Origin of the sequence: Georgfuchsia toluolica (genome assembly GCF_907163265.1) — a bacterium.
GTDB lineage: Bacteria > Pseudomonadota > Gammaproteobacteria > Burkholderiales > Rhodocyclaceae > Georgfuchsia > Georgfuchsia toluolica.
On sequence record NZ_CAJQUM010000001.1, the window covers coordinates 234,728 to 259,718 of the forward strand.

A 24,991-nucleotide genomic window follows, 5' to 3' on the forward strand; every position below is an offset into this window, starting at 1 on the left:
AGCAGGATGGTAGCAAGGGTTGGCATCCGTGACATGACAAAAATTCAAGCCAAGTCAAAGAGCTTGCAGGGTAAGGTTGAAATATCCTCGATTTGCCCCATTATGGTGAGTAAGCCATTTCATTGAGGACAGGACTTGTCATGCGCTTCGATAAATTCACCACCAAGTTCCAGCAGGCCTTCGCCGATGCCCAGAGCATCGCGGTCGGCAACGACCATCAATTCATCGAGCCGCAGCATTTGCTGCTGGCGCTGCTCAACCAGGACGATGGCGCGACCTCCTCGCTCCTGCAACGGGCCGGCGTCAATATCGTACCGCTGACGAAGGCGCTTGACGCCACTATCGACCGCCTGCCGCAGGTGGAAGGCACTGGCGGCGAAGTTTCCATCGGTCGCGACCTTTCCAACCTGCTCAACCTTACCGACAGGGAAGCGCAAAAGCGCGGCGACCAGTTCATCGCCTCGGAGATGTTCTTGCTGGCACTCAGTAGCGACAAGGGTGATACCGGTCGTCTGCTCAGGGAGCAGGGCCTGACGCGGCCTGCCTTGGAACAGGCCATTGAGGCCGTGCGCGGCGGCGCCAGCGTCGGTTCGCAGGAAGCCGAAGGGCAGCGCGAATCATTGAAGAAATACTGCATGGACCTCACCGAGCGCGCCCGCCAGGGAAAACTTGACCCGGTCATTGGCCGCGACGACGAGATTCGCCGCACCATCCAGATCCTGCAGCGCCGCACCAAGAACAATCCTGTGCTGATCGGTGAGCCGGGTGTGGGCAAGACCGCCATCGTCGAAGGACTGGCGCAACGCATCATCAACGGTGAGGTGCCAGAGACGCTGAAGGGCAAGCGCGTTCTCTCCCTCGACATGGCGGCGCTGCTGGCCGGCGCCAAGTACCGTGGCGAATTCGAAGAGCGGCTGAAAGCCGTCCTGAAGGAGATCGCGCAGGACGAGGGCCGCATCATCGTTTTCATCGACGAGCTGCATACCATGGTCGGTGCCGGCAAGGCCGAGGGCGCCATCGATGCCGGCAACATGCTGAAGCCCGCGCTGGCACGCGGCGAACTGCATTGCATCGGTGCCACCACGCTCGACGAATACCGCAAGTACATCGAGAAGGACGCAGCGCTGGAGCGCCGCTTCCAGAAGGTTCTGGTGGACGAGCCTTCCGTCGAATCCACCATCGCCATTCTGCGCGGCTTGCAAGAAAAATACGAAATCCATCATGGCGTGGACATCACAGACCCGGCCATCGTCGCCGCAGCGGAGTTAAGCCACCGCTACATCACCGACCGCTTCCTGCCCGACAAGGCGATCGACCTCATCGACGAGGCGGCGGCGCGCATCAAGATGGAAATCGATTCCAAGCCGGAAGTCATGGACAAGCTCGACCGCCGCTTGATCCAGTTGAAGATCGAGCGCGAGGCGGTGAAGAAGGAAAAGGATGAGGCTTCGAAGAAGCGCTTCGGCCTGATCGAGGACGAAATCGCCAAGCTGCAAAAGGAATACTCCGACCTCGAAGAAGTCTGGAAGGCCGAGAAGGCCCAGGTGCAGGGTTCCGCGCACATCAAGGAAGAGATCGACAAACTGCGTGCACAGATGGCCGATTTCCAGCGCAAGGGCCAGCTCGACAAGGTCGCCGAGTTGCAATACGGCAAGCTGCCGCAGTTGGAAGCGCAGGCGAAGGCGGCGGAAAAATCGGGTGAGAGCAAGCAGCCGAACAAGCTGCTGCGGACGCAGGTCGGCGCCGAGGAAATCGCCGAGGTGGTGTCGCGTGCCACTGGCATACCCGTCAGCAAGATGATGCAGGGCGAGCGCGACAAGCTGCTCAGGATGGAAGACAAGCTGCACCAGCGCGTGGTTGGCCAGGACGAGGCCGTACGCCTGGTCGCCGATGCCATTCGCCGTTCGCGCGCCGGCCTGTCGGAAGAGAGCCGGCCCTATGGTTCCTTCCTGTTTCTCGGCCCCACGGGCGTGGGCAAGACGGAACTATGCAAGGCGCTGGCCGAGTTTCTGTTCGACAGCGAAGACCACTTGATTCGCATCGACATGAGCGAGTTTATGGAGAAGCATTCCGTCGCGCGCCTGATTGGCGCACCGCCCGGCTATGTCGGTTATGAGGAGGGCGGCTATCTGACCGAACTGGTGCGGCGCAAGCCCTATTCGGTGATCCTTTTCGACGAAGTGGAGAAAGCGCACCCAGACGTGTTCAACGTGCTGCTACAGGTGCTCGATGACGGACGCATGACCGACGGCCAGGGTCGCACCGTCGACTTCAAGAATACGGTGATCGTGATGACGTCAAATCTCGGCTCGCAAATGATCCAACAGATGACGGGTGACGATTACCAGGTGATCAAGCTGGCGGTGATGGGCGAGGTGAAGAATTACTTTCGTCCCGAGTTCATCAACCGCATCGACGAGGTCGTGGTATTTCATGCGCTCGACGAGAAGAACATCGCGGCAATTGCCAAAATTCAACTTGGGTTTCTGGATAAACGCATGGCGCGCCTCGAAATGTCGCTCAAGGTCGATGACACGGCACTGGCGGAGCTGGCCAAGGCCGGCTTTGATCCGGTGTTCGGTGCCAGGCCGTTGAAGCGCGCGATCCAGGAGCGCATCGAGAACCCCCTGTCGAAGGCGATCCTCGAAGGCCGCTTCGGCCCGAAAGATACCGTGCGCGTCACGGTGAATCCTGGCGAGCATCTGGCGTTTGACAAAGCCTGAGGACATTTTGCTCTATCATTGTTTCATCATGTCGATGGCAGGGTGAGTATGGATCGGACGCTGGTTCAGCACGGCATTCTGGACGCGGTGCCGGCGCAGGGGAGTTACCTGTTTTTCTCGGTGTGCGGCGAAGGCAAGCTGCGCAAGGCGCTGAAGAAATTGGCGCGCTATGCCGATGGCGAGGCAATTGTGGTCGGCATCGGCGCCAGTCTGGCCAAGGCGCTGAATGTCGATATCCAGGGCTTGCGCAATTTTTCCGTATTGGGTGGAGCCGTCGATGTTCCCTCGACCCCTTTTGCCCTATGGTGCTGGCTGCGCGGCAGTGATCGCGGCGAGTTGCTGTTGCGCACGCGCGAGTTGGAGTACTTGCTCGACGATGCCTTCCAGCTGGAGCTGGCGATCGACGCCTTCAAGTATGACAGCGGGCGCGACCTAACCGGCTACGAAGACGGTACGGAGAATCCCAAGGGCGACGCCGCTGTTGCTGCCGCGCTGGTGACGAAAGGCAAAACAGGCATCAAGGGATCGAGCTTCGTCGCCGTTCAGCAATGGCTGCACGATCTCGACCATTTCGAATCCTGGCCGAAGAAGCGTCAGGACAATACGATAGGCCGGCGCAGGGAGGACAACAAGGAACTCGTCAAGGCACCGGCTTCAGCCCATGTCAAGCGTACGGCGCAGGAGGGTTTCGATCCGCAAGCCTTTGTGCTGCGGCGTTCTATGCCCTGGTCGGAAAGCGATGGCAGTATGGGGCTGGTATTCGTCGCGTTCGGCAGCAGTTTCGATGCATTTGAAGTGCAGATGAGGCGCATGGCGGGCATGGACGACGCCATTGTCGATGCATTGTTCGGGTTTTCGCGGCCGCTGACTGGTTCGTTTTTCTGGTGCCCACCAATGCAGGGAAGGGAACTTGATCTATCGGCGGTGAAGCTCTGATTTTTCCATCGCACCAAATAAAAAGCCCGGCCGGAGCCGGGCTTTTTATTGCTAGCTAGCGCCAAAATTACTTGGCGGGAGCAGCCGGGGCAGCCGGAGCAGCTTCAGCGGCCGGGGCAGCCGGAGCAGCAGGAGCAGCTTCAGCGGCCGGGGCAGCAGGAGCAGCAGGAGCAGCTTCAGCGGCCGGGGCAGCTGGAGCTGGAGCCGGAGCTTCTTCTTTCTTGCCACAAGCGGTAACAGCCAGAGCAACTAGCGCAGCAACGAAGAGCGACTTGTTCATGTGATTCCCTTTATCGATAAGGTTTGTTGGCATACTCCCTGACATCAGGGTGACCGGTTTGGAGGCCAGTCAGCGGGAAAGTATAGCACTGCTACAGGTGGGAGGATTCGAAAAATGCACTAGATTAGTTCCGTTCCATATTCTGTTCCCAAGAATATCCTTGTAATAGTGCATCTGCGATTTGCACGACATGGCCACCTTGGCTGTCTGGAAGATAAAGACATAGGAATTGCTGTCGCTCCAAACTCCGGGCAAATAAAAACGGGGGCAGTAGCCCCCGTCGTTAGCGTTCCCGCAAAGCTTATTCCACCTTGGCTTTCGTGCGTAATTCCATGACCTGCTTTTCAACCAGTTGCTGCTGCAAACGTTGCTGGATTTGCGGCTTGGCTTCGTCGAAGCCCGGCAGCTTCAGGGCGCGCGTGTCGTCGAGCTTGATCACATGCCAGCCGAACTCGGACTTGACCGGCACTTCGGTGTACTGGCCCTTGTTGAGCTTCAGCAGCGCATCGGCGAAGGGTTTGACATAGGTAGTCGGCACCGACCAGCCCAGATCGCCACCCTTGTCCTTTGAGCCGGGATCCTTGGATTGCGTGGCCAGGGCGTCAAACTTTTCACCCGCCTTCAACTTGGTGATGATGGCTTTGGCATCATCCTCGCTATCGACAAGAATGTGGCGCACACTGTATTCCTTGTCACCCAACTGGGACTTCACTGTTTCATATTCCTTCCGGACGGCATCGTCGGAAATCGGATGTGCCTTGACATAGCCTTCAATGTATGCGTTGATCAGCACGCCCTGGCGCGCCATGTCCATCTTGGTCTGGACATCAGGCTTCTTGTCCAGGCCCTGCTTTTGTGCTTCCTGGACCAGCACTTCGCGACGGATGATTTCCTCGCGTACGGCATCACGCAATTCCGGAGAATCAGGACGGCCCTGCGCCTTTTGTGCGGCCATGAAGAACTCAATCTGGTTTTTCGGGATCGGCTTGCCGTTGACGGTGCCAGCTGCGGCGCCGGATTCTGCGGCTTTCTTTGCGGCAAAAGCAGGTGCTGCCACCAATACGGCAACCAGAGCGATTGTGGTTATCTTGAGCGGAATGCGGGTCATCATAAGTCCTGTCATAAATATGAGTAGTCAGATTTCTTCGGGGGTTTTTGCAGTGATGCTCAAGGCATGGATTTCATGCCGCATGAGCAAACCGAGCGCATCATACACCAAGCGATGCCGCGCCATTGTGGCCATGCCGGCGAACCTGGGCGATACTATTGCCATACGGTAGTGTCCACCGCCGCTGCGTGCACCGACGTGTCCGGCGTGCAGGGCACTCTCGTCGGTGATGTCGATCACGTGGGGTTCCAGCACGGAAAGCCGTTCGCGCATTTGATCGATGGTGCTGGTCATTTCGGATACACCTGCTTGAACGGCCGGACGCTGGTATCGCAGAAAACACCGTGTTCGACATAGGGGTCGGCCTTGAACCAGGTTTCCGCCTCCGCCAGCGAGCCGAAATCGGCAACGATCAGGCTGCCGCTAAATCCCGCCGGACCTGGGTCGGGTGAGTCGACAGCGGGGAAGGGACCGACAAGAACCAGCCGGCCTTGGGCTTGCAGGGCTTCGATGCGTGCCAGATGGGCCGGCCGTACCTGCTGTCGCAAATCGAGGCTGTTCGGAACATCCTTTCCAATCAATGCGTAGAGCATCAGGACTTCTCCTCGGCGTCGTCGTTGACGTAACGCGCCAGCAGCAACGACTGTGCGACGACGAAAACAAGCATTAATCCCATGAACCCGAACAACTTGAAATTGACCCATGTGTCGGTGGAAAAGCTGCGCGCAACATACAGGTTGAGGACTCCCATCAGGGCGAAGAAGCCGGCCCAGGCGGCATTTAAATAGGCCCAGACCGGTTCCGGCAGTGAAAGTTGCGCACCGAGCACGGCGCGCATCGGGTTCTTGCGAAAACCATGCAATGACACCAGCAGAACCAGCGCGATCAGCCAGTAGAGTACGGTGGGCTTCCATTTGATATAACTTTCATCATGCAGCAGTAGCGTTGCGCCGCCGAATACCACGATGACGCCAAGGGCGACCCATTGCAGGGTGTCTACCTTGCGGTGCCGCCACCAGACCCAGGCTATCTGGGCAAGGGTGGTGGCGATCGCCACGGCCGTGGCGATGAAGATGCCGGCAAATTTGTAAGCCGCAAAGAACAGCGCGACGGGAAGTAAATCAAAGAATATTTTCATCGGCGCAATTTTAAGGCTTTTTCTTCTCCAGCTTCAACGAAGCCGAGTTGATGCAATAGCGCAAGCCGGTTGGCGCCGGGCCATCAGGGAATACATGGCCTAAATGAGCGCCGCAATGTTTGCAGCTTACTTCGGTACGAACCATATTGTGGCTGCTATCCTCATGCTCCGCCACGTTTTCATCCTTAAGCAGGGCAGTGAAGCTGGGCCAGCCGCAGCCGGAATCGAATTTCTGCTCCGATGAAAACAGCGGCGCGCCGCAACAGATGCAGCGGTAGGTGCCAACGTCGTGGCAGTCCCAGTATTCGCCGGAAAAGGCGTGCTCGGTGCCCTTTTCGCGCGTCACGTAGTACTGCATCGGTGTCAGCTTGCTGCGCCATGGGTCGTCGTTACTCATAAACTTCAAGTTACCATAGCGCGATGAGACATCCAATTCTGGCAACAATTCATTTCAAACTGGTTTCGTCATGAAAGTAGCGATTCTCGGTGCCGGCGTGGTCGGTATCAGCAGTGCCTGGTATCTGGCCCAGGCCGGTCATGAAGTCACCGTAATAGACCGCCAGCCAGCCGTCGCGCAGGAAACCAGTTTTGCCAATGGCGGGCAGATTTCAGTGAGCCATGCCGAACCGTGGGCGGGGCCGCAGGTACCGGGACAACTGCTGTCGTGGTTCGGCCGCGAAGCCTCGCCGTTGTTATGGCGCTGGCGCATGGATTTGGATCAATGGCGCTGGGGACTGGGCTTTCTCGCGCAATGTACTGCCCGCCGTGCACGGGAAAATACCGAAGCGCTGGTGCGTCTCGGACTCTATAGCCGCAGCTTGCTGCAGACGCTGCGTCGCGAACAGAGTCTTGATTACGACCAACTTGAACGCGGCATTCTGCGTATCTATACCAATGAGCGCGAGTTGGCGCGTATTGCGGCGCAAGCCGAGGTCTATGCGAGTCTCGGCTGTGAACGCCGGGTGACGACAGCGGCGGAATGCGTGGCCATCGAACCTGCCTTGCGCGAGTCTTCAATTCCCCTGACAGGAGGCTTGTTCACGCCAGGCGACGAATCGGGCGATGCCTGTAAATTTACCCTGCAACTGGCGCAACGCTGCGCAGTGAAAGGTGTGACATTCCGTTTCGGCGAGACGGTGGCGGCACTGCAGGCAGAAGCAAACGGGATCGCCGGGGTTCGGCTCGGTTCGGGCGAGGTTTTACGCGCCGATGTCTATGTGGCGGCCCTGGGCAGCTATACGCCACTGCTGCTCAAGCCGCTGGGACTGCGCATACCCGTCTACCCGGCCAAAGGTTATTCGTTGAGCATACCACTTGAACCTGGTGATCACGCTCCTGAAGTGAGCCTCACCGATGACGAGTACAAGATCGTGTTCTCGCGCTTGGGCAATGTCTTGCGGGCAGCAGGGACCGCCGAGTTTACCGGTTATGACACTGCATTGAACGAGGGGCGTTGCGCCGCGGTTGCGCGCCGCGTGCGCCAGCTTTTCCCCCGCCTGTCGCAACTGGATCGGGCAGAACCCTGGACCGGTCTGCGGCCTGCAACACCGGCCAATGTGCCCTTGATCGGGCGCAGCCGCTACTCCAATTTTTATCTGAATACCGGACATGGCACGCTGGGCTGGACCCTGGCGTGCGGGTCAGGGCAATTGCTGGCAGATCTGCTCAGTGGCCGCGAGACAGGTGTCGATCCGGCGCCGTACCGGGTTTAACCAAAAAAATCTTACTTCAAGCCACAGAGGTCACAGAGGACAAAGAGAATAAAACAGGTTTCCGGAGATTGTCACGATCACCATTCGGGTGGGGCCACATGCTTGCAAGGCATCGGTTTTTCTCTGTGATCTCTGTGTTCTCTGTGACTAACTGCTTTTTAGGTTTAATGCAGATGTTGTGGCGCCCGTGCTCCGTCGTCCTCGGGCAATTCGGCGTGCACTGCTTCATCTTCGCTGTCGGGGTAAAGCGGCGCGCCGCAATCGTCGCAGTATTCGAGCGGAAAGGTGTGTTCGATCACGCGAATATCATCAACCCCGCATTCGCGCAAAACTGCCTCGATCTGCGCCGGCGTGTCATTGCCGTCTTCCACGTCAAGCAGCGGCCAAACCACACCATGCACAACATTGTTGCTGTTCTTGTGGACGAAACCGACGCGGTACTCCTCGATGCGGTTTTCCTTGAACGGCGCGATAACCGCGGCCAGCCGATCGGCAGCAATATTCACCCCTGTGTTGAGGAAGGCGACTGAAGCGCGGATCGAGTAGGGCCGCGACTGACGCTCCGCCTCGCGGCAGGCGGAATGAAATGCCAGTGGCAGCAGCAGTTCGCTGGCGCAGGCCGGCAACAGTGGCCGCAGCGCTTCTCCACCCTGAGTGCGCCAGCGCGCGAGGGCCGTTTCCCGGCTGCCATCTGTTTCCTGCCAGCGAAACAGCGCTGCGCCTTTCTCGGCGACGACGACTCCCACCAGATAGCGCGTATCGGAAAGAAAGCTCATCGTCTCGCCCAGTTGTCCCGCATCGAGATGCAGATCACGACTGTGCACCGCGGCCTTGACCAGCTTGCCGGTGAGGCGCGCGGTTTCGCTATAGCTAGGCGGCAACTGGTCGGGGCTGAACAGGATATCGGCCAGGCCGAGGCGGACATCCGCGGCAAAAATGTGTGCGGCGAGCTGGACGCGCAGGTTGGCGAGCGCTTCGGCGGCAATCGGACCGGATGGAATCGCATATCTCGACCAGGCCAGCACAGGAGCCGCGAACAGCAATACATCCCGCTCACCCTGAATCCCTTCGCCGCGGCTTTCGCAGCGGAATTCGATCATGTCGGCCAGCGCGTCACAGCCACGCTGGTCGGTTTTGTTGAGCGTGTCGAGGGCTGCGCTCAGGCTATCGTCATCGCTGTTCTTGATCAGCTTGTCGATCCGGGCCGCGAGACGCGTTTCCCAGAAACCGTCTTCGATCCTGGAGGACGATTGCGCCAGTGCGCGCGCCAGTTGCATCAGCTCCTCAATCTCGGGCGATTGATGTTTTCGGCGCGGCAGGCGGTTGCGTGACATGGAATATGAGAATAAGTGTTCGGACGACTATTCTATCAAGTGCCGTTCGAGGACCTGCGCCCGATAGAGATCGGAAGTGGCGACGACGAGACGCCGGGCCTTAATGCCACCGGCGGGCGTTATGGTCAGCCGCCTGATACTCCCGCCGCAGCTCAAGCGCGGCTAGTAGCGAATTCGAAGACGCCGAGAGGTCAAGGCGCTGATGAACATCTTCAAACCGGCAAATTCTCCAGAAAAATCACCAGCCTGATTGCGTTGGACAGGCCATTGCCGCTATAATCCGGGCCGGTTTTGTGAGTGCCGTCCGGGATGTGACCCGGGTGGACTGAAAATGGGCAGCTTGCCCATTTTTCTTTTGTGGCGCAGGAATCATGCGGGTAATCGAGTTGATTGAACAGACCGTGGGTGGCATGGGCTACGAACTGGTGGATGTCGAGACCAGTCCGCGCGGCCGGCTGCTGCGCGTCTTTATCGATAAGCCCGAGGATGAAAAAGGTGTGACGATTGACGATTGCACGGCGGTGAGCAACCAGCTGACACGGCTGTTCGCGGTCGAGGATGTAGATTACGAGCGGCTCGAAGTGTCTTCGCCCGGTATGGACCGGGTGTTGAAGAAGGCGGTGGATTTTGAGCGTTATGCCGGACAGGAAGTGCAGATCAAGCTGCGTCTGCCGGTGGGCAACCAGAGGAATTTCTCGGGCGTGATCATCGGCATGCGTGACGACCGGGTGGTGATACGAAGCGGCGGGCGGACAGGCGATGGAACAGGTGCGGTTGAACATGAGTTTCCGCTGGCGACGGTGGATAAGGCGCGCCTGGTGCCCAAGTTTTGAATTTGATGGATTGTTGGAGGTCATGAAATGAGCCGCGAAATGCTGTTGATGGTCGATGCACTGGCCCGCGAAAAGAATGTCCAGCGCGACATCGTGTTCGCTGCGCTGGAAATGGCGCTCGCGTCGGCAACCAAGAAGCGCGTTAATGAAGAGGCGGATGTTCGTGTCGAAATCGACCGCGAAACCGGCGACTTCGAAGCTTTCAGGCGCTGGCTCGTGGTGGCTGACGATGCCGTGGAAAATCCGGAGCAGCAGATTGGCCTGACCAAAGCGCAGGAGCAGATTCCTGATATCGCCATCGACGACTTCATCGAAGAGTCGCTGGAGCCGGTCGACTTCGGCCGCATCGGCGCGCAGGCGGCAAAACAGGTGATTCTGCAGAAGATCCGCGATGCCGAGCGCGAACAGATCCTGAACGACTTTCTCGAGCGTGACGAGCATCTCGTCACTGGCACCATCAAGCGCATGGAGCGTGGGGATGCCATTGTCGAGGCGGGGCGAGTCGAAGCCAAGCTGCCGCGCGACCAGATGATCCCCAAGGAAAACCTGCGTCCCGGCGACCGCGTGCGAGCCTGGCTCAAGAAGGTTGACCGCGGTGCCAAGGGACCGCAACTGATTCTCTCGCGTACGGCCCCGGAATTCATCGCCAAGTTGTTCGAGCTTGAGGTGCCGGAAATCGAGGAAGGTCTGCTCGAAATCAAGTCGGCGGCGCGCGACCCCGGCGTGCGCGCCAAGATCGCCGTCAAATCCAACGATCCGCGCGTCGATCCGATCGGCACCTGTGTCGGCATGCGCGGTTCGCGCGTAACGGCGGTGACCAACGAATTGTCCGGCGAGCGCGTCGACATTGTGCTCTGGTCGCCCGATCCGGCGCAGTTCGTGATCGGCGCGCTGGCGCCGGCGGAAGTGTCGTCGATCGTGGTCGATGAAGAACGTCACGCCATGGACGTGGTGATCGACGAAGCCAATCTTGCCATCGCCATCGGCCGCAGCGGCCAGAATGTGCGCCTGGCATCCGAATTGACCGGCTGGACCATCAACCTGATGACCGTCGAACAGTCCCAGCAGAAGCAGGAAGTGGAAACTGCGGCGACCCGCGGCCTCTTCATGGACAAGCTCGACGTCGATGAGGAAGTGGCCGACATCCTGATTCAGGAGGGCTTCTCGACGCTGGAAGAAGTTGCCTATGTGCCGCTCTCCGAAATGCTGGAGATTGATGCTTTCGATGAGGCGACGGTGAATGAACTGCGGGAGCGCGCGCGCAATGTGCTGCTGACCGAAGCCATTGTCGATGAAGAGGAGCTGCAGAGCGTCGATGAGGCACTGCTTAATCTTGAAGGCATGGACAAGCACCTGGCGGCGGCGCTGTCGCGCCACAGCATCAAGACCCGTGACGACCTTGCCGATCTTGCCGTGGACGAATTGGTGGAAATGACGGGTATCGACGAAGAACGTGCCAAACAGGTTATTACTGTTGCGCGCGCGCACTGGTTTACGGAAGAGCAGTAACAGCGGGGTACGACAATGGCACAAATGAGCGTTTCCCAATTCGCGACGGAATTGAAGATGCCGGCTACGGCGCTGCTTGAGCAGTTGGCCAAGGCCGGCGTCGACAAGGCCGCGACCGACGACATGCTGAGCGAGCAGGACAAGACGCGTCTGCTCGACTATTTGCGCAAGGCGCATGGAGAAACGGCGCCCAAGCCGAAGATCACGCTGACGCGCAAGCAGACGACGGAAATCAAGTCGGCTGATGCCATGGGCAAGGCGCGCACGATCCAGGTCGAGGTGCGCAAGAAGCGCACCTTCATCAAGCGCGATCTTGCCGCCGAAGCGGTAGTCGCCGCGCCGCCGCCAACTCCGGAGCCGATCCCCGAACCAGAACCTCAGGTGCTGGTGCCCGAGCCGGCGCCGGAACCCATAATCGTAGCGCCAGAGCCTGTGCCGGAACCCGTAGCGGAACCCGTGCCGGAACCGGTCAAGGAAGCCCCGGCCAGGGTTCCCGGGACCAGGACCACAGTCAAGAAGGCGCCGTCAATTCTTGATGCACAAACGATCGCACGGCGCGAGGCGGACGCCAAACGGCATGCCGATCTGGCCGCCTTTCAGGCGGCGGAACTGAAGGCGAAGCAGGAACGCGAGGCGCAAAGTGCCGAACGTCGCCAGGCTGAATTGGCCGCCGCAGAAGCCAAGAAAATTGCAGCCGCCACACCGGCTGCCGCCGTGGCCCCGACGGGTACCCTGCACAAACCCGCTGGCAAGCCCGGCGCGGAGAAGAAGACCGCCACCAAGAAATCCGCCACTACCACATGGAAGGATGATGCCGCCAAGCGCCGTACCATCAAGACGCGCGGGGATACCGGTGGCGCATCGGGTTGGCGTAGTGGCGCGCGCGGTGGCGCGCGTCATGGCAGGGGTCATCACGAGGAAGCGCCCGTGGCGCAGCAACCCATCGAAGCCATCGTGCGCGAAGTGCATGTGCCGGAAACCATTAGCGTGGCTGATTTGGCGCACAAGATGACGGTCAAGGCGACCGAGGTGATCAAGGCCCTGATGAAAATGGGCATGATGGTTACGATTAACCAACAGCTCGATCAGGAAACCGCGATGATTCTGGTCGAGGAAATGGGGCATAAGGCTTTCGCCGCCAAGCTCGACGATCCCGATGCCTTCCTCGATGAAGATCATGCAGAGCACAAGGATGCCGAAGTGCTGCCGCGTGCGCCGGTGGTGACGGTGATGGGTCACGTCGACCACGGCAAAACCTCGCTGCTCGACTATATCCGCAAAACTCGCGTCGCCCATGGCGAAGCGGGTGGCATTACCCAGCACATCGGCGCCTATCATGTGGAAACCGGACGAGGGATGATTACCTTCCTTGATACGCCGGGTCACGAGGCTTTTACGGCGATGCGCGCGCGCGGTGCAAAAGCCACCGACCTGGTCATCCTGGTGGTGGCGGCCGACGACGGCGTGATGCCGCAAACGAAGGAAGCGATCCACCATGCCAAGGCCGGGAACGTGCCTCTGGTCGTGGCGGTAAACAAGATCGACAAACCCGATGCCAATCCCGAGCGTGTCAAGCAGGAACTCGTTGCCGAAGGCGTGATTCCGGAAGAATACGGCGGCGATTCACCCTTTATCCCGGTGTCGGCAAAAACCGGCGCCGGCATCGACGATCTGCTTGAACAAGTATTGCTGCAGGCCGAAGTGCTGGAGCTCACGGCGCCCGTCAATGTGCCGGCCAAGGGTCTGGTGATCGAAGCCCGCCTCGACAAGGGCAAGGGCCCTGTTGCCACCATACTGGTGCAATCGGGTACCTTGCGTCGTGGCGACGTGCTGCTCGCCGGCCATGTGTATGGCCGCGTGCGTGCCATGCTCGATGAGAACGGCGCCACCATCGACGTCGCCGGTCCGTCAATTCCGGTCGAGATTCAGGGGCTTTCCGATGTACCCGCGGCCGGCGATGAGACCATCGTAATTGCCGACGAACGCAAGGCGCGCGAAATCGCGCTGTTCCGCCAGGGCAAGTTCCGCGACGTGCGGCTCGCCAAGCAACAGGCTGCCAAGCTTGAAACCATGCTCGACCAGATGGGCGAGAGCGAGGTCAAGACCCTGGCGCTTATTGTCAAAGCCGACGTGCAAGGCTCGCAGGAGGCGCTGGTGCATGCGCTGGGCAAATTGTCGACCGCCGAGGTCAAGGTGCAGATCATCCACGGTGCAGTCGGCGCCATCAGCGAATCCGACGTCAATTTGGCGCAAGCCTCGAAGGCAGTCATCATCGGCTTCAACACGCGCGCCGATGCCGGCGCGCGCAAGGCGGCCGAAACCTTCGGCGTCGATATCCGCTACTACAATATCATTTATGACGCTGTGGATGAAGTAAAGGCCGCACTGTCGGGCATGCTCTCGCCGGAAAAGAAGGAAAGCGTCATCGGCATGGTCGAGGTGCGCCAGGTCTTCGTCATTTCCAAGGTCGGCACCATCGCCGGCTGCATGGTGCTCTCCGGCGTCGTCAAGCGCGGCTCCTCGGTGCGCGTGCTGCGCAACAACGTTGTTCTGCATAGCGGTGAACTCGAATCGCTCAAGCGCTTCAAGGATGACGTGAAAGAAGTCAAGGAAGGCTATGAGTGCGGCCTCAACCTGAAGAACTTCAACGATATCCAGGTCGGCGACCAGCTCGAAGTGTTCGAGATCCAGGAAATCGCACGTACACTGGCCTGAGAAATTCGAAAGCAATTGAAGCCACGGAGAACACAGAGAAAGACAAACCCGCCTGGTCTGGCTTTTGGTTTTCCTCTGTCCCACGGGGATTTCCTCCGGTCATGAACTCTGTGTGCTCTGTGACTTTCTGTTTTTTTCTGTCCTATGCCTAACAGTTATTCACGTTCCGAGCGCGTTGCCGAACAAATCCGCCGCGAACTGGCGGAGCTGATCCGGCTTGAGCTGAAAGACCCGCGCGTTAGTCTGGTGACGATCACCGACGTCGAAATTACGCCGGACTACGCGCATGCCAAGGTGTATTACACCACGTTAGCCTCGGCCGAGCAGCGCGCCGTACTTGAGCGCGGGCTCAAGCACAGCGCTGGTTTCCTGCGCCGCGAAATCGGGCGTCGCGTGCGCATCCATCACAATCCGGAACTGCATTTCATCTATGACTCTTCGGTCGAGCGCGGCAGTCATCTGTCGCAACTAATCGATGAAGCGGTCAAGTCAGATAAACGCTGAAGTCAAAAGCTTCACCACCAAGACACCAAGGTCACCGAGATGCACCAAGGAGTTCCATTAACGCAAACTTGCCGTTGTTTTTCTTGGTGTTCCTTTGTGAACTTGGTGTCTTGGTGGTGAAAGATTCTCGGGGTTTGCGTTGAACGCTCCGTGCCGTGCTCCACGCCGCCAGGTGGATGGCGTCCTGCTGCTCGACAAGCCGCTCGGCATGAGTTCCAACACCGCGCTACAGGCCGCGCGCCGTCTGTTCAATGCGGCCAAGGCCGGCCATACCGGCACGCTCGATCCGCTCGCTACGGGTCTTCTGCCGCTGTGTTTCGGCGAAGCCACCAAGTTTGCCGGCGAACTGCTGCATGCCGAGAAAGCTTATCGCGCCACGGTGCGCCTCGGCATTGCGACCGACACGGCGGATGCCGAAGGAGCGGTAATCAGTCAATGCGAAGTCGATATTAGTGAAATGCAATTACAGGATGTACTGCAGCGCTTTCGCGGCGACATTGAACAATTGCCGCCCATGTATTCCGCTCTCAAGCGCGATGGCAAACCGCTGTACGAATATGCGCGACAGGGCATCGAACTTGAACGTCCGTTGCGTCAGGTAACGATATTCAAACTGGAACTGCTGTCCTTCGATGGGCGCGCTGCCGTGATTGATGTCGATTGCAGCAAGGGCACCTACGTCCGCACACTGGCCGCCGACATCGGCGTGGCTCTGGGTTGCGGCGCGCATTTACAGGCGCTACGCCGGACTCGCGTCGCGGGTCTTACCGTCGAGCAGGCGGTGACGCTCGATGCCATCGAGGCGCTGCCCGCATCAGGCCGCGCTGCGCTGCTGGCACCGCTGGATGCACTGGTGGCTGATCTGCCGCAGGTACAACTTGGCAGTGGCGATTCGGCACGCATGCGTCATGGCCAGGCCATTCCCTGGAGCGGCAGGGCAGGGCAGCGTTTGCGGATGTTTTCGAGCGATCAATGTTTCCTCGGTGTCGGCACCGTAACGGCGGAAGGCTTGCTCCAGGCACAGCGTCTGGTGGCCGAAAACCGGCTCCCCGATGCTCCTTGAACTCCGCCTCGATTCGTCCGCAGAGCCGCATGCAGAGCGGGATTAAGTCGAAATAAGATTATTCTGCTTCACTTGGCAACCATTTCCGATAGCGCCGCCGTAATATTTTTTGCGGCAAGCCTTACCTCGACGGCATGCTCCTTGCGGTCGTCGACTAACGGGATGAAGTCGTCGCGCTGGACAATGCCATCCACCGTTATGTCAATAGAGTTGCCTGTATCGTGTTCATGGTCTTGTATCACCGTGATGCGGTACAGCGTCTCACGGTAACGGTATTGCAGCTTGCAGGTTTCCCAATCCGCCGGGAGACATGGCGCAAAGCGCAGTTTGTCGACTTCCAGGCGCAACCCCAGCAGCGACTCCAGAATTAGCCGATACAACCATCCGGCGGATCCGGTGTACCAGGTCCAGCCGCCGCGGCCGGTGTGCGGTGCAACCGCATAGACATCGGCCGCGGCTACGTAGGGTTCGACCTTGTAGGTGGCAATCTTTGCCTGGGTGCTGGCATGGTTGACCGGGTTGATCATGTCGAACAATTCCCATGCGCGCCGGCTGTTGCCCAGGGCGGCGAACGCCATCACCGTCCAGATTGCGCTGTGGGTGTATTGGCCGCCATTTTCGCGCACGCCGGGAACGTACCCTTTTATGTAACCGGGATTCAAGGCCGATTTGTCGAACGGCGGATCAAGCAACCGGATCAATCCGTCGCCGCTGCGCACCAGGCGTCTGTCTGCCGCAGCCATCGCCGTGCGCGAGCGCTGCGGATCGCCCGCACCTGACAGCACGGCCCAGCTTTGCGCGATGGCATCGATCTGGCATTCGCTGTTGATCGCCGATCCCAGTGGCGTGCCGTCGTCGAAATAGGCACGACGGTACCACTCGCCATCCCAGCCATTGGCTTCAATATTCAGCCGCAGTTGCACCGCCTCGCTTTGGCAGCGTTCGGCAAATGGCGTGTCGCCATGCATTCGTGCCAGCGTGGTGAACTGCATCAACACTGTGTACAGGAAAAACCCGAGCCAGATGCTTTCGCCCTTGCCCTCGGCGCCGACCAGGTTCATGCCGTCGTTCCAGTCGCCGGAGCCCATCAGTGGCAAACCGTGCTCGCCGAAATTCAGTCCGCGCAGGATCGCCCGCACGCCGTGGTCATACAGAGCGGCAGATTCCTCGGCACGACCGGGCAAGTCGAAATAGGAGTCCTCATCGGGTTTCACCGGGCGTCCGTCGAGGAAGCGGATGGATTCGTCGAGTACCCCGCTGTCGCCAGTGCTTATTACATAGCGGCAAATCGCCAACGGCAGCCACAGGTAATCGTCCGAACAATGCGTACGCACGCCACGCCCCGAGGTCTGATGCCACCAATGCTGGACATCGCCTTCGCGGAACTGATGGGCCGCGCAGCGCAGCAGGTGTTTCCGCACCAGCGCGGGTTCAGCATGGATGAGCGCCATCACGTCCTGCAACTGATCGCGGAAACCGAAGGCGCCGCCCGATTGATAGTACCCGCTGCGCGCCCACAGGCGGCACGCCAGCGTTTGATAGATCAGCCAGCCATTGGTCAGCACATTGAGCGACGGATCCGGTGTTTCCACCTGCACCGCGCCCAGGGTCCGATTCCAGTATTGCCGCACTTTCTCAAAAGCGCCGCGCGTCGCCGCCGAACCGCGCGATTGCTGCACGAGCTGGCGCGCATCTTCGGTGTTGTGCCCGGCGCCAAGACGAAACACAATTTCGCGCTCTTGCCCCTCGGCGAGTTCGAATGACATCTGTATTGCGGCGCAGGGATCCAGCGCCGCGCCGGTCTTGTTGGATAAACGTGCGCGCGACATCGCGGCCGGGTTCCGCAGCGTGCCGTTGCGCCCGATGAACTCGGCACGGTCGCAGGTGTAAGTCCGGTTGGCATCGTCACTGTCGAAAAACGCCGTGTGCCTGGCAAATTCCGTGTTGTAGGCGTTGCGCGCGAAAAGTGCGCCGCTGGTGGGGTCGATTTCGCTGACCACGTGCATCGCCGATTTTGGCCGCAGGTCGCCAAGAACCCATTCGACATAGCCGGTGGCGGAGATCCGGCGTGGCCGCCCCGATTGGTTGCGTACTTTCAATACCGAAAACTTGATCGCTGCCTCAAGGTCCACGTAGACGCGCAGCGTCGTATCGATATCGTCCTCCATGTGTTCAAACGTGCTGTAGCCGAAGCCATGCCGCGTGACATAAGGAGTCGCGCCACGGCTGGGCAGCGGCGCGGGCGACCAGAAGTGGCCGCTTTCCTCGTCGCGCACATAAAATGCCTCGCCACTGGCTTCGCTGACGGCATCATTGCCCCACGGCGTGAGGCGAAATTCGTGGGCGTTCTCGCGCCAGGTGTAGGCGAAGCCGGACTCCGAAATCACGGTTCCAAAGTGGGGATTGGCCAGCACGTTGACCCACGGCGCCGGGGTTACCTGCCCGGGTGCAGTGGTAATGACGTACTCGCGGCCGTCCGGAGTAAACCCGCCGAGCCCGTTATGGAAGAGCAGATCGAAACCCGGCACCGCCATCGCTGTCGGCAATTCGACGCGATGGATACGCGTCGGCGCGAAGCGCGGCAGATTCAAATGCGGCGCGCGTGCTTCCATCAGGCCGCGGCGATTGATTTGCTCGCCCAGTGTTCCGCGCCGGTCGCTGATGATGGCGCGCGCGACCGATTGCACCAGAATGCGGTCTTCATTCGACATTTGTTCCGTACGCCGCACGAAGATGCCGCCGGGCCTGTCTATTACGTGGGCTTCAATACCGGCGGCGATCAGGCCCATGATTTGTTCCTGTAGCAGCTGCCGGTAGCCGGCGCGGTCTTCATTCCAGATCACCAGGTCTACGGCGAGTCCTTTCAGGCGCCAGTAAGCGTGGGCCTGTACCAACTGGCGTACCAGGTCGATATTCGCCAGGTCGCCGATCTGCAGCAGCACGATAGGCAGGTCGCCGGATATGGCGTAGCCCCATAAGCCGGATTGCCCGCGCCGATTCCGGCTGATAACGCCAGCGTCGGCACGCAAACTGGAATTGGCGTAGATGATGGAACTGGCGAGGCGCCCATACAGTTGCGCGTCGGCCTCGCTGGCATTGATTTGGCGCAATACGACCTGGGTATGGGTCCAGGCCAGTTCAATGACGCGATCCGCAAGATTTCGATCCTGATACTTTCTGGCCAGACTCAGGGCGGCGTCGCGGCTGGCGCCGATGCCGGCAACCATGTCTATGGTTGCGGTTTGTTCCGGCTCAAGCGTAATGCGATAGCGAATCGCAACAATCGGATCAAGCACCGAACCTGCGCTGCCCGAAAGCGCGGCGGAATCGCTCATCGCCAGAGGTGCGGCAACCGTGCGGCCGCGGCCGATGAAGCGCATGCGATCCGTTTCGTATGAAATTTCTTTCACGCTCACGCCGTGCGCCGCCATCAGGTGAAACATCCATGGCGAGTGTTCGCCCAGCGAGCGCGGCCGGCGCGTGCACAGGATTGCCTTGTGCCCGGCAACGATCTCGGTCTGGACAAAGAGATTGCTGAACGCCGGATGATCCGCATCGGCGGCAGGAGTGGCCAGCACGACTTCCGCATAACTCGTGAGTTCAATCGTGCGGCGCGTCCGCGCGCGATTGGTAATGCGTACCCGGCGCAACTCGATGTCATCTTCCGGCGAAACGACGATTTCGGTATGGGTGTCGTAATCGTGGTCGTGGCGGCGAAATTCTGCCCGCCCCTCGGAGAAAATTACCTCGAACGCCTGCGCCGGCCTGAGCGTCGGTTGATGGGTATTCGACCAGAAAACCCCGCTCGCCACGTCGCGGATGTAACAGAAGCTGCCCCAGTTGTCACAGGTCGAGTCTTCGCGCCAGCGGGTAACGGCGAGGTCTTTCCAGCGGCTGTAGCCACCGCCCGCATTGGTGACCATCACGTGGTAACGGCTGTTCGACAACAACTGTACTTCCGGTATCGGTGTATTGGCGCTGGTCAGCACGCGCACCGGCATTTCATTGGCGCCTTCGCTGGCGCGTGGCATGGAGAATTCGCTGACGCGCAAATAAAATGCGGTTGTCTTGGGCACCCTTTCCTGCAACAACAGCATGGTCGCCTGGAACTGCGGGTCGGATTCGAAGCGTTTCTGCATCGGGCGGTCAAGAAGCTGATAGGCGAGGGAGAGCAGGGCCATGCCCTGGTGATGGGCCATGAACGAACGTACTACAACGCTGGTCTGTCCGCGCGGGAGACGCGATGGCGTGTAGTCAACTGCTTCATACAGGCCGAATTGCCCGGCCAAACCTTCGCCCGCGAGTCGCTGCAGATTGGCACAGGCCGCTTCGGGCGCCACCATCAGCGCCAGCGCCGAAGCGTAGGGTGCAATGACGAGGTCTTCGGCGAGGCCGCGCTTGAGTCCCAGGCCCGGTACGCCGAAGGCCCGGTATTGATAATTGAAAGCGGCGTCGATCGCGTTGTAGCCGCATTCCGACATACCCCAGGCGACGCCGCGTTGCTTGCCGTAGGCAATTTGCCTGGCCACTGCCGCGGCATAGGTCTGGTCGAGCAGCGTGTTTTCATAGGTCGGCATTACCAATAGCGGCATCAGGTACTCGAACATGGAGCCGCTCCATGACATCAGTATCGGCTCGCCGCTGCTATTGGCCAGCAGGCGCCCCAGTGCGAACCAGCTTTCCTGCGGCAATTGGCCCTGCGCGATCGCGACAAAAGTGGTCAAGCGCGCTTCCGACGCCAGCAAATCGTAATAGCTTGCGTCCTGCCGGCGTTCGCTGACGTTGTAGCCGATGGCGAGCAGATGGCGCGCTTCGTTGTAGAGGAAGCCATATTCCATCTTGGCCAGCGCTCCCGCTTGCTGCGCCAGGTATTCGATCGCGACAATTCGGTCTTTGGCGTGGCTGCTTGCCGCGCTTGCGTGTTGCCGCAGCATGGAGAGCCACGCGCGTTCTTCGTGTGTTGGATCGGGACTCGCACGCTGCTCGATGGCTGCCAACCATGTCGCTTCGAAGTTGGCCAATTCGCGCAGCGTCGGGATGGCCGTGCTGTCGAGCGATGCATTCAGTCTGCCGGGCGCCGCCGGCATTGCCAGCCAGGGAGTCAGCAAGGTCAACTCATCGAGGCTGCTGCTGCATTGCCGCAGCAGCGCCTGCGCCCACCATTTCGCATCGGCGGACTTGGTGGCGTCATTGTTCTCAAAGCTGGCGGCAACAACCGCCGCGCTGGTCGCGAGCCGCGTCAACCAGTGGTGCATGACGGCGATCGAGGCGGGCCGGGAATCGTAAGCAGAATCGATATCCTTTTGTAACTGCGTGAGTCCGGCCGTCGCCGCCGCCGGCAATTTTGCCGTCGCGTCGGCGAATATCTTCAATGTGTCGCACAGGCCTTCGAACAACTTGATTCCAACGATGGGGTGATCGGGCAACGCCAGCAGGCCCGGGCGCAGTGTCAGTAAATGAGCGGCAAGGTTACCGCTATCCACCGACGATACATACAAGGGCGGGAGCGGTTGCAGCGATTGCGTGTCATACCAGTTATAGAAATGGCCCTGGTGCCGCTCCAGGGCTGCCATTGTGTGGAGTGCGCTCGCCGTGCGTTCGATGAGTTGCCCGGCCGGGATGTAGCCGAAGTCGTAGGCGGATAGATTCGCCAGCAGTGAAAGTCCCATATTGGTCGGCGACGTGCGGTGTGCGACCACGGCCGCCGGATGCTCCTGAAAGTTGTCCGCAGGCTGGGTAAGGTCTGATGCGCGCATATGGGAGCGATAACCGGCCACCGGATGCTCCTGTTCCTGAAAGTTGTCCGGCGGCAGCCAGTGATCTTCGGGGCCGACGAAGGTCTCGAAGAAGGCCCAGGTTTGTCGTGCAAGTTTCTGCAGGAAGATGGTCTGCTCGCTGCCTAGTTTCGCCATGCGGCGGGGAAGCTGCCGGCTGATCCACCATGTGAGGGCGGGCGAAACAAACCACAGGATGAGTATCAGCCCGGCGACTGCCAGTGCATCAGGTTTGGTTAGCGCCAGCAGCAGCCATGTCGCAACAGCGATGACGGGGACCATCCACATCGAACGATACGAGGCGAACAGGCTCGTGCGCTGACAACGTTCGCATTCGAGATTTGTCTCGTTCGAGGGATTCCATTCGAGCAACCGTTTTTTGCTGGCCAGAATTCGCCAGCAAGTACGGATGATTGCATCGAGGCTGAACCAGGTTTCATAGAGAAGACAGGCCAGCGTCAGTGCCGACTGCGCCACATGCCGCCCGGCCGATTGCATGACTGCGGCGAGATGCTGCCTTGGCAGTACCTCGTCCGGTTTGCGCAACAACTCCAGAATCGATGCGGAGAAGGGAGGAATCAGGAGGATACCGATTACCGCCAGGGTCCAGAACCATGCATGCGGGGTTAGAGTCCAGCCCAACATCAACAGGAGTGTCAACGCTGCAGGGACAAGGCTGCGCCGCAAATTGTCGAAAATCTTCCATTGCGAGAGTCCCGACAGCGGATTTCTTTCGCGGTTGGCAGCACTGCCAGGGACGCGTGACAGCAGCCATGAAGCGATCTGCCAATCGCCGCGTATCCAGCGCCGGCGGCGGGCCACGTCCGCGCTGTAGCGGGCCGGGTATTCCTCATAGAGCGGCACGTCGCTCAACAGCGCAGACCGTACGTAGCAGCCTTCGAGCAGATCGTGGCTGAGGATGCGGTTCTCGGGGAAGCGATCCTTGAGCGTCAGCTCGAATGCATCAACGTCATAGATGCCTTTGCCGATAAAGGAACCTTCGCAGAATACGTCCTGGTAAACATCGGATATGGCGCGCGTATAAGGGTCGATGCCGGGCTCGCTGCCGAACAGGCGCGCGTAACGCGAGCGGTTGGTATCCGGCAGGCTTACAGCGACGCGCGGCTGCAGGATGCCGTAACCTTTGATTACCCGCCTGTTGTCATTGGTGCCGGTGCCAGTCGTCTGGTTGAGGCACGGCTGATTCAGCGGGTGCGCCATCGTGCCGACGAATTGCCGCGCCGAATCGCGCGGCAGTTGCGTGTCCGTGTCCAGCGTGATGACGTACTTCACCGCCGGCAACACCTCGGTGGTGCCGGCTACCAGCGCAAACTTGTCCTCGCCGCCGCCGCGCAGCAGCGCATTCAAATCGGCGAGCTTGCCGCGCTTGCGCTCATAACCCATCCATAGGCGGTCCTGCGCGTTCCAGCGGCGCGGCCGATGAAACAGGAAGAAGGGGTCGCAGTCGGAATGATCCTCCGCATGGCGGTATTTCTGGTTCAGCGCTTCAATGCGTGCCCGGGCCAGTTCCAGCAAGGGCCCATCATCGGGCTGTGTTTCCTGTGCTGCATCCCGAAAATCGGTCAACAGTCCGAAGTGCAGCCTGGGATCGCGGTTGGCAAGGAAGCGGACTTCGAGCGCCTCAATCAGATCCTCTACGCCTTGCTCATTTGTGAGCATGGTGGGAACCACTGTAAGCGTGCGGAATTGCGGCGGGATCCCCGTGGAAAAATCCAGCCGTGGCAGCGGTTGCGGTGTCGTGAGTAATGTCGAGAACCAGTTGACGAGCGCAACCGCTAACTGGCTGGTGCCCAATGCGGCAATAATTCCAATCGCAGCGAGTACCCAGCCGCCGAGTCCGCCAGCCTGTGCCGCATTTGCCTTGACCAGCAAGCCCCAGGTGAAAATCGCCGTCAGCAGCGTTATGGATCCCAGATACAGAGGCAGTGGAATCTGGCACATGATTTTGTGCGCAGACTCGATTGCCGACCAGCGCACTTCAGCAAATCGTTCAAGCTGCGGCCGGCCCTTGTCAATCAGGTAGTAGCCAACATGCGCAGCACGTGCGGCGATGCCGGTGCCGTCGTGCGCATCTCCAGCGCTCGCCACGCCGTCGTGCGCGAGCTGAATTGCCTTGCGTGCGACGTCGCCTTCCGAGAGCTGGCTGTGTTTGGCGATTTTCTCAACGGCGTGCCGATAGTTGTCGCGCGTCTCGAAATCCATCATGCCATAGACCCCGAACGGATCTTCCTGCAGCTTTTGCTCGACGATGCTCATTCTCTCGACGAACTTGCGCCAGTCCATCGCTCCCAGAAAGCGCAGACTGCCGATGCTGTTGCTGATGGAGACCTGGCTGGCGGCCTGGCTTTGGGTGTCGATCTGGACCAGATGCTCTATCGTCGTGCCTTCCTCGGCAAGCCGTTGCTCGATCCAGGTCAGCGGCAACGCCAATGCCGGGCTTTGGCCCTGCAACCTGCGCGCGAATTCGGCGACAAACGGACTCATCATCGGCGGCTTCGAGCGCGCCATATCCGCAATCACGAGGATCAGGCTCTTCGGGTCCGTCTCCACGATTTCCATCATCCGGTCGGCCCAGTCATCGGCGAGATCGCGGTTATATACGCTAGCGGTGATGCGGGCCGCAACGCGGCGCAGGTTCTCGATCAGCGCCAGGCGCAACATGATGGGAATGGCCCACAGTTCACCGAGTTTGAGCGGGGCGACTTTCTGATACGCCGCCACGAAGTAATCGAGACTTTTCGGGTCTACGCGTCCGTCGCCGTGCGAGATTGCCTCCAATGCAATGTCATACACGCGGGGCAATCCGGCCGATGGACCATGAGCGAGGCGCGGCAACTCCCTGCTATAACCCTTGGGCAAGTGGCGCTTGGCTGTGCGTATCTGCTCTTCAATCAGATAAAAATTGTCGAGCAGCCATTCCCCGGCCGGTGTGATCGGGCGATTTCCCGTCACCGTGGCGCTAAGCAGACTGCAGGCGTTGTGCAGAATGCCTTCATTCTCGGCCAGGCGCGCGAGCAGCTGATCCGGCGCGGGCTCAAGGCTCAGGCGATGCGCACCTGCCAGTTCCTTGCCATGCTGTTCCATCTGATCGGCGCTGAACAACTCCGCCCGCAGCGGCGCTTCGTCCGCGGTGTACTGATGCGTCGTGTGCTTGCGGCGCAGGCAGCCCGCCAGATGGCTCAGGACGCTGCGAATGGGGTTACTGTTCAATTTCAACTTTCGGTTTTCCTTCCCTGGCGCGCAATCGCAATGTCTTGGCTCCAGCTAAAGTGGTTACTCGACGTTGGCCGCAGAACATCCTCCAGCCGCAGGCTGATCCCGCCGGATGTCTTAAGCCAAGT

The 24,991-nt window shown here is 59.8% G+C and carries 17 protein-coding genes; 9 read left to right on the forward strand and 8 right to left on the reverse strand.

The window, feature by feature from the left end:
* Nucleotides 1-140: 140 nt before the first annotated feature.
* Together clpB and K5E80_RS01130 are read left to right on the forward strand one after the other, a co-directional pair.
* Nucleotides 141-2,723, forward strand: coding sequence for an ATP-dependent chaperone ClpB (gene clpB / locus K5E80_RS01125; RefSeq protein WP_220634424.1), 2,583 nt, complete (start codon nt 141-143; stop codon nt 2,721-2,723).
* 48 nt (nt 2,724-2,771) lie between these two features.
* Nucleotides 2,772-3,659: a Dyp-type peroxidase gene (locus K5E80_RS01130; protein WP_220634425.1), complete on the forward strand. Its 888-nt coding sequence runs from the start codon at nt 2,772-2,774 to the stop codon at nt 3,657-3,659.
* Between the two features lie 67 nt (nt 3,660-3,726).
* Here K5E80_RS01130 and K5E80_RS01135 read toward each other — a convergent pair whose 3' ends face one another.
* The 6 genes from K5E80_RS01135 to msrB form a co-directional block, all read right to left on the reverse strand.
* On the reverse strand, nt 3,727-3,939 hold the full coding sequence (locus tag K5E80_RS01135) for a hypothetical protein (protein ID WP_220634426.1): 213 nt from the start codon (nt 3,937-3,939) through the stop codon (nt 3,727-3,729).
* A 301-nt stretch (nt 3,940-4,240) separates the two neighbouring features.
* Entirely contained in the window at nt 4,241-5,050 is an 810-nt protein-coding gene (locus tag K5E80_RS01140; protein ID WP_246590817.1) for a peptidylprolyl isomerase, read from the reverse strand.
* A gap of 24 nt (nt 5,051-5,074) precedes the next feature.
* Entirely contained in the window at nt 5,075-5,341 is a 267-nt protein-coding gene (locus tag K5E80_RS01145; protein WP_220634427.1) for a BolA family protein, read from the reverse strand.
* Entirely contained in the window at nt 5,338-5,640 is a 303-nt protein-coding gene (locus K5E80_RS01150) for a YciI family protein (RefSeq protein ID WP_220634428.1), read from the reverse strand. The genes K5E80_RS01145 and K5E80_RS01150 overlap by 4 nt, the downstream gene beginning before the upstream one ends.
* Nucleotides 5,640-6,185: a septation protein A gene (locus tag K5E80_RS01155; protein ID WP_220634429.1), complete on the reverse strand. Its 546-nt coding sequence runs from the start codon at nt 6,183-6,185 to the stop codon at nt 5,640-5,642. Before K5E80_RS01155 ends, K5E80_RS01150 begins: the two co-directional genes overlap by 1 nt.
* Nucleotides 6,186-6,195: 10 nt before the next feature.
* Nucleotides 6,196-6,582, reverse strand: coding sequence for a peptide-methionine (R)-S-oxide reductase MsrB (gene msrB / locus K5E80_RS01160; RefSeq protein ID WP_220634430.1), 387 nt, complete (start codon nt 6,580-6,582; stop codon nt 6,196-6,198).
* A 70-nt stretch (nt 6,583-6,652) separates the two neighbouring features.
* On the opposite strand from msrB, the gene K5E80_RS01165 reads away from it, so the two are divergent.
* Nucleotides 6,653-7,897 (forward strand): D-amino acid dehydrogenase, encoded by a 1,245-nt coding sequence (locus K5E80_RS01165; RefSeq protein ID WP_220634431.1) that lies wholly within the window; start codon nt 6,653-6,655, stop codon nt 7,895-7,897.
* A 164-nt stretch (nt 7,898-8,061) separates the two neighbouring features.
* Here K5E80_RS01165 and K5E80_RS01170 read toward each other — a convergent pair whose 3' ends face one another.
* Entirely contained in the window at nt 8,062-9,231 is a 1,170-nt protein-coding gene (locus K5E80_RS01170; protein ID WP_220634432.1) for a DUF2863 family protein, read from the reverse strand.
* A 15-nt stretch (nt 9,232-9,246) separates the two neighbouring features.
* Here K5E80_RS01170 and K5E80_RS01175 point away from each other — a divergent pair, with 15 nt between their 5' ends.
* The 6 genes from K5E80_RS01175 to truB all read left to right on the forward strand — a co-directional run bounded on the left by K5E80_RS01175 (nt 9,247) and on the right by truB (nt 15,855).
* On the forward strand, nt 9,247-9,510 hold the full coding sequence (locus tag K5E80_RS01175; protein ID WP_220634433.1) for a hypothetical protein: 264 nt from the start codon (nt 9,247-9,249) through the stop codon (nt 9,508-9,510).
* Nucleotides 9,511-9,602: 92 nt separating this feature from the next.
* A complete protein-coding gene (rimP, locus tag K5E80_RS01180) occupies nt 9,603-10,064 on the forward strand; it encodes a ribosome maturation factor RimP (protein WP_220634434.1) in 462 nt (153 codons plus the stop codon).
* A gap of 27 nt (nt 10,065-10,091) precedes the next feature.
* On the forward strand, nt 10,092-11,573 hold the full coding sequence (gene nusA / locus K5E80_RS01185) for a transcription termination factor NusA (protein ID WP_220634435.1): 1,482 nt from the start codon (nt 10,092-10,094) through the stop codon (nt 11,571-11,573).
* A 24-nt stretch (nt 11,574-11,597) separates the two neighbouring features.
* Nucleotides 11,598-14,288, forward strand: a complete 2,691-nt coding sequence (gene infB / locus K5E80_RS01190; protein ID WP_220634436.1) for a translation initiation factor IF-2 — start codon at nt 11,598-11,600, stop codon at nt 14,286-14,288.
* 144 nt (nt 14,289-14,432) lie between these two features.
* Complete coding sequence (rbfA, locus tag K5E80_RS01195; protein WP_220634437.1) at nt 14,433-14,792, forward strand: 30S ribosome-binding factor RbfA; 360 nt, start codon at nt 14,433-14,435, stop codon at nt 14,790-14,792.
* A 139-nt stretch (nt 14,793-14,931) separates the two neighbouring features.
* Complete coding sequence (gene truB / locus K5E80_RS01200; protein ID WP_246590818.1) at nt 14,932-15,855, forward strand: tRNA pseudouridine(55) synthase TruB; 924 nt, start codon at nt 14,932-14,934, stop codon at nt 15,853-15,855.
* 68 nt (nt 15,856-15,923) lie between these two features.
* Here the strand turns inward: truB and K5E80_RS01205 are convergent, their stop codons facing one another.
* A complete protein-coding gene (locus tag K5E80_RS01205) occupies nt 15,924-24,866 on the reverse strand; it encodes a glycoside hydrolase family 94 protein (RefSeq protein ID WP_425514525.1) in 8,943 nt (2,980 codons plus the stop codon).
* Nucleotides 24,867-24,991 lie beyond the last annotated feature (125 nt).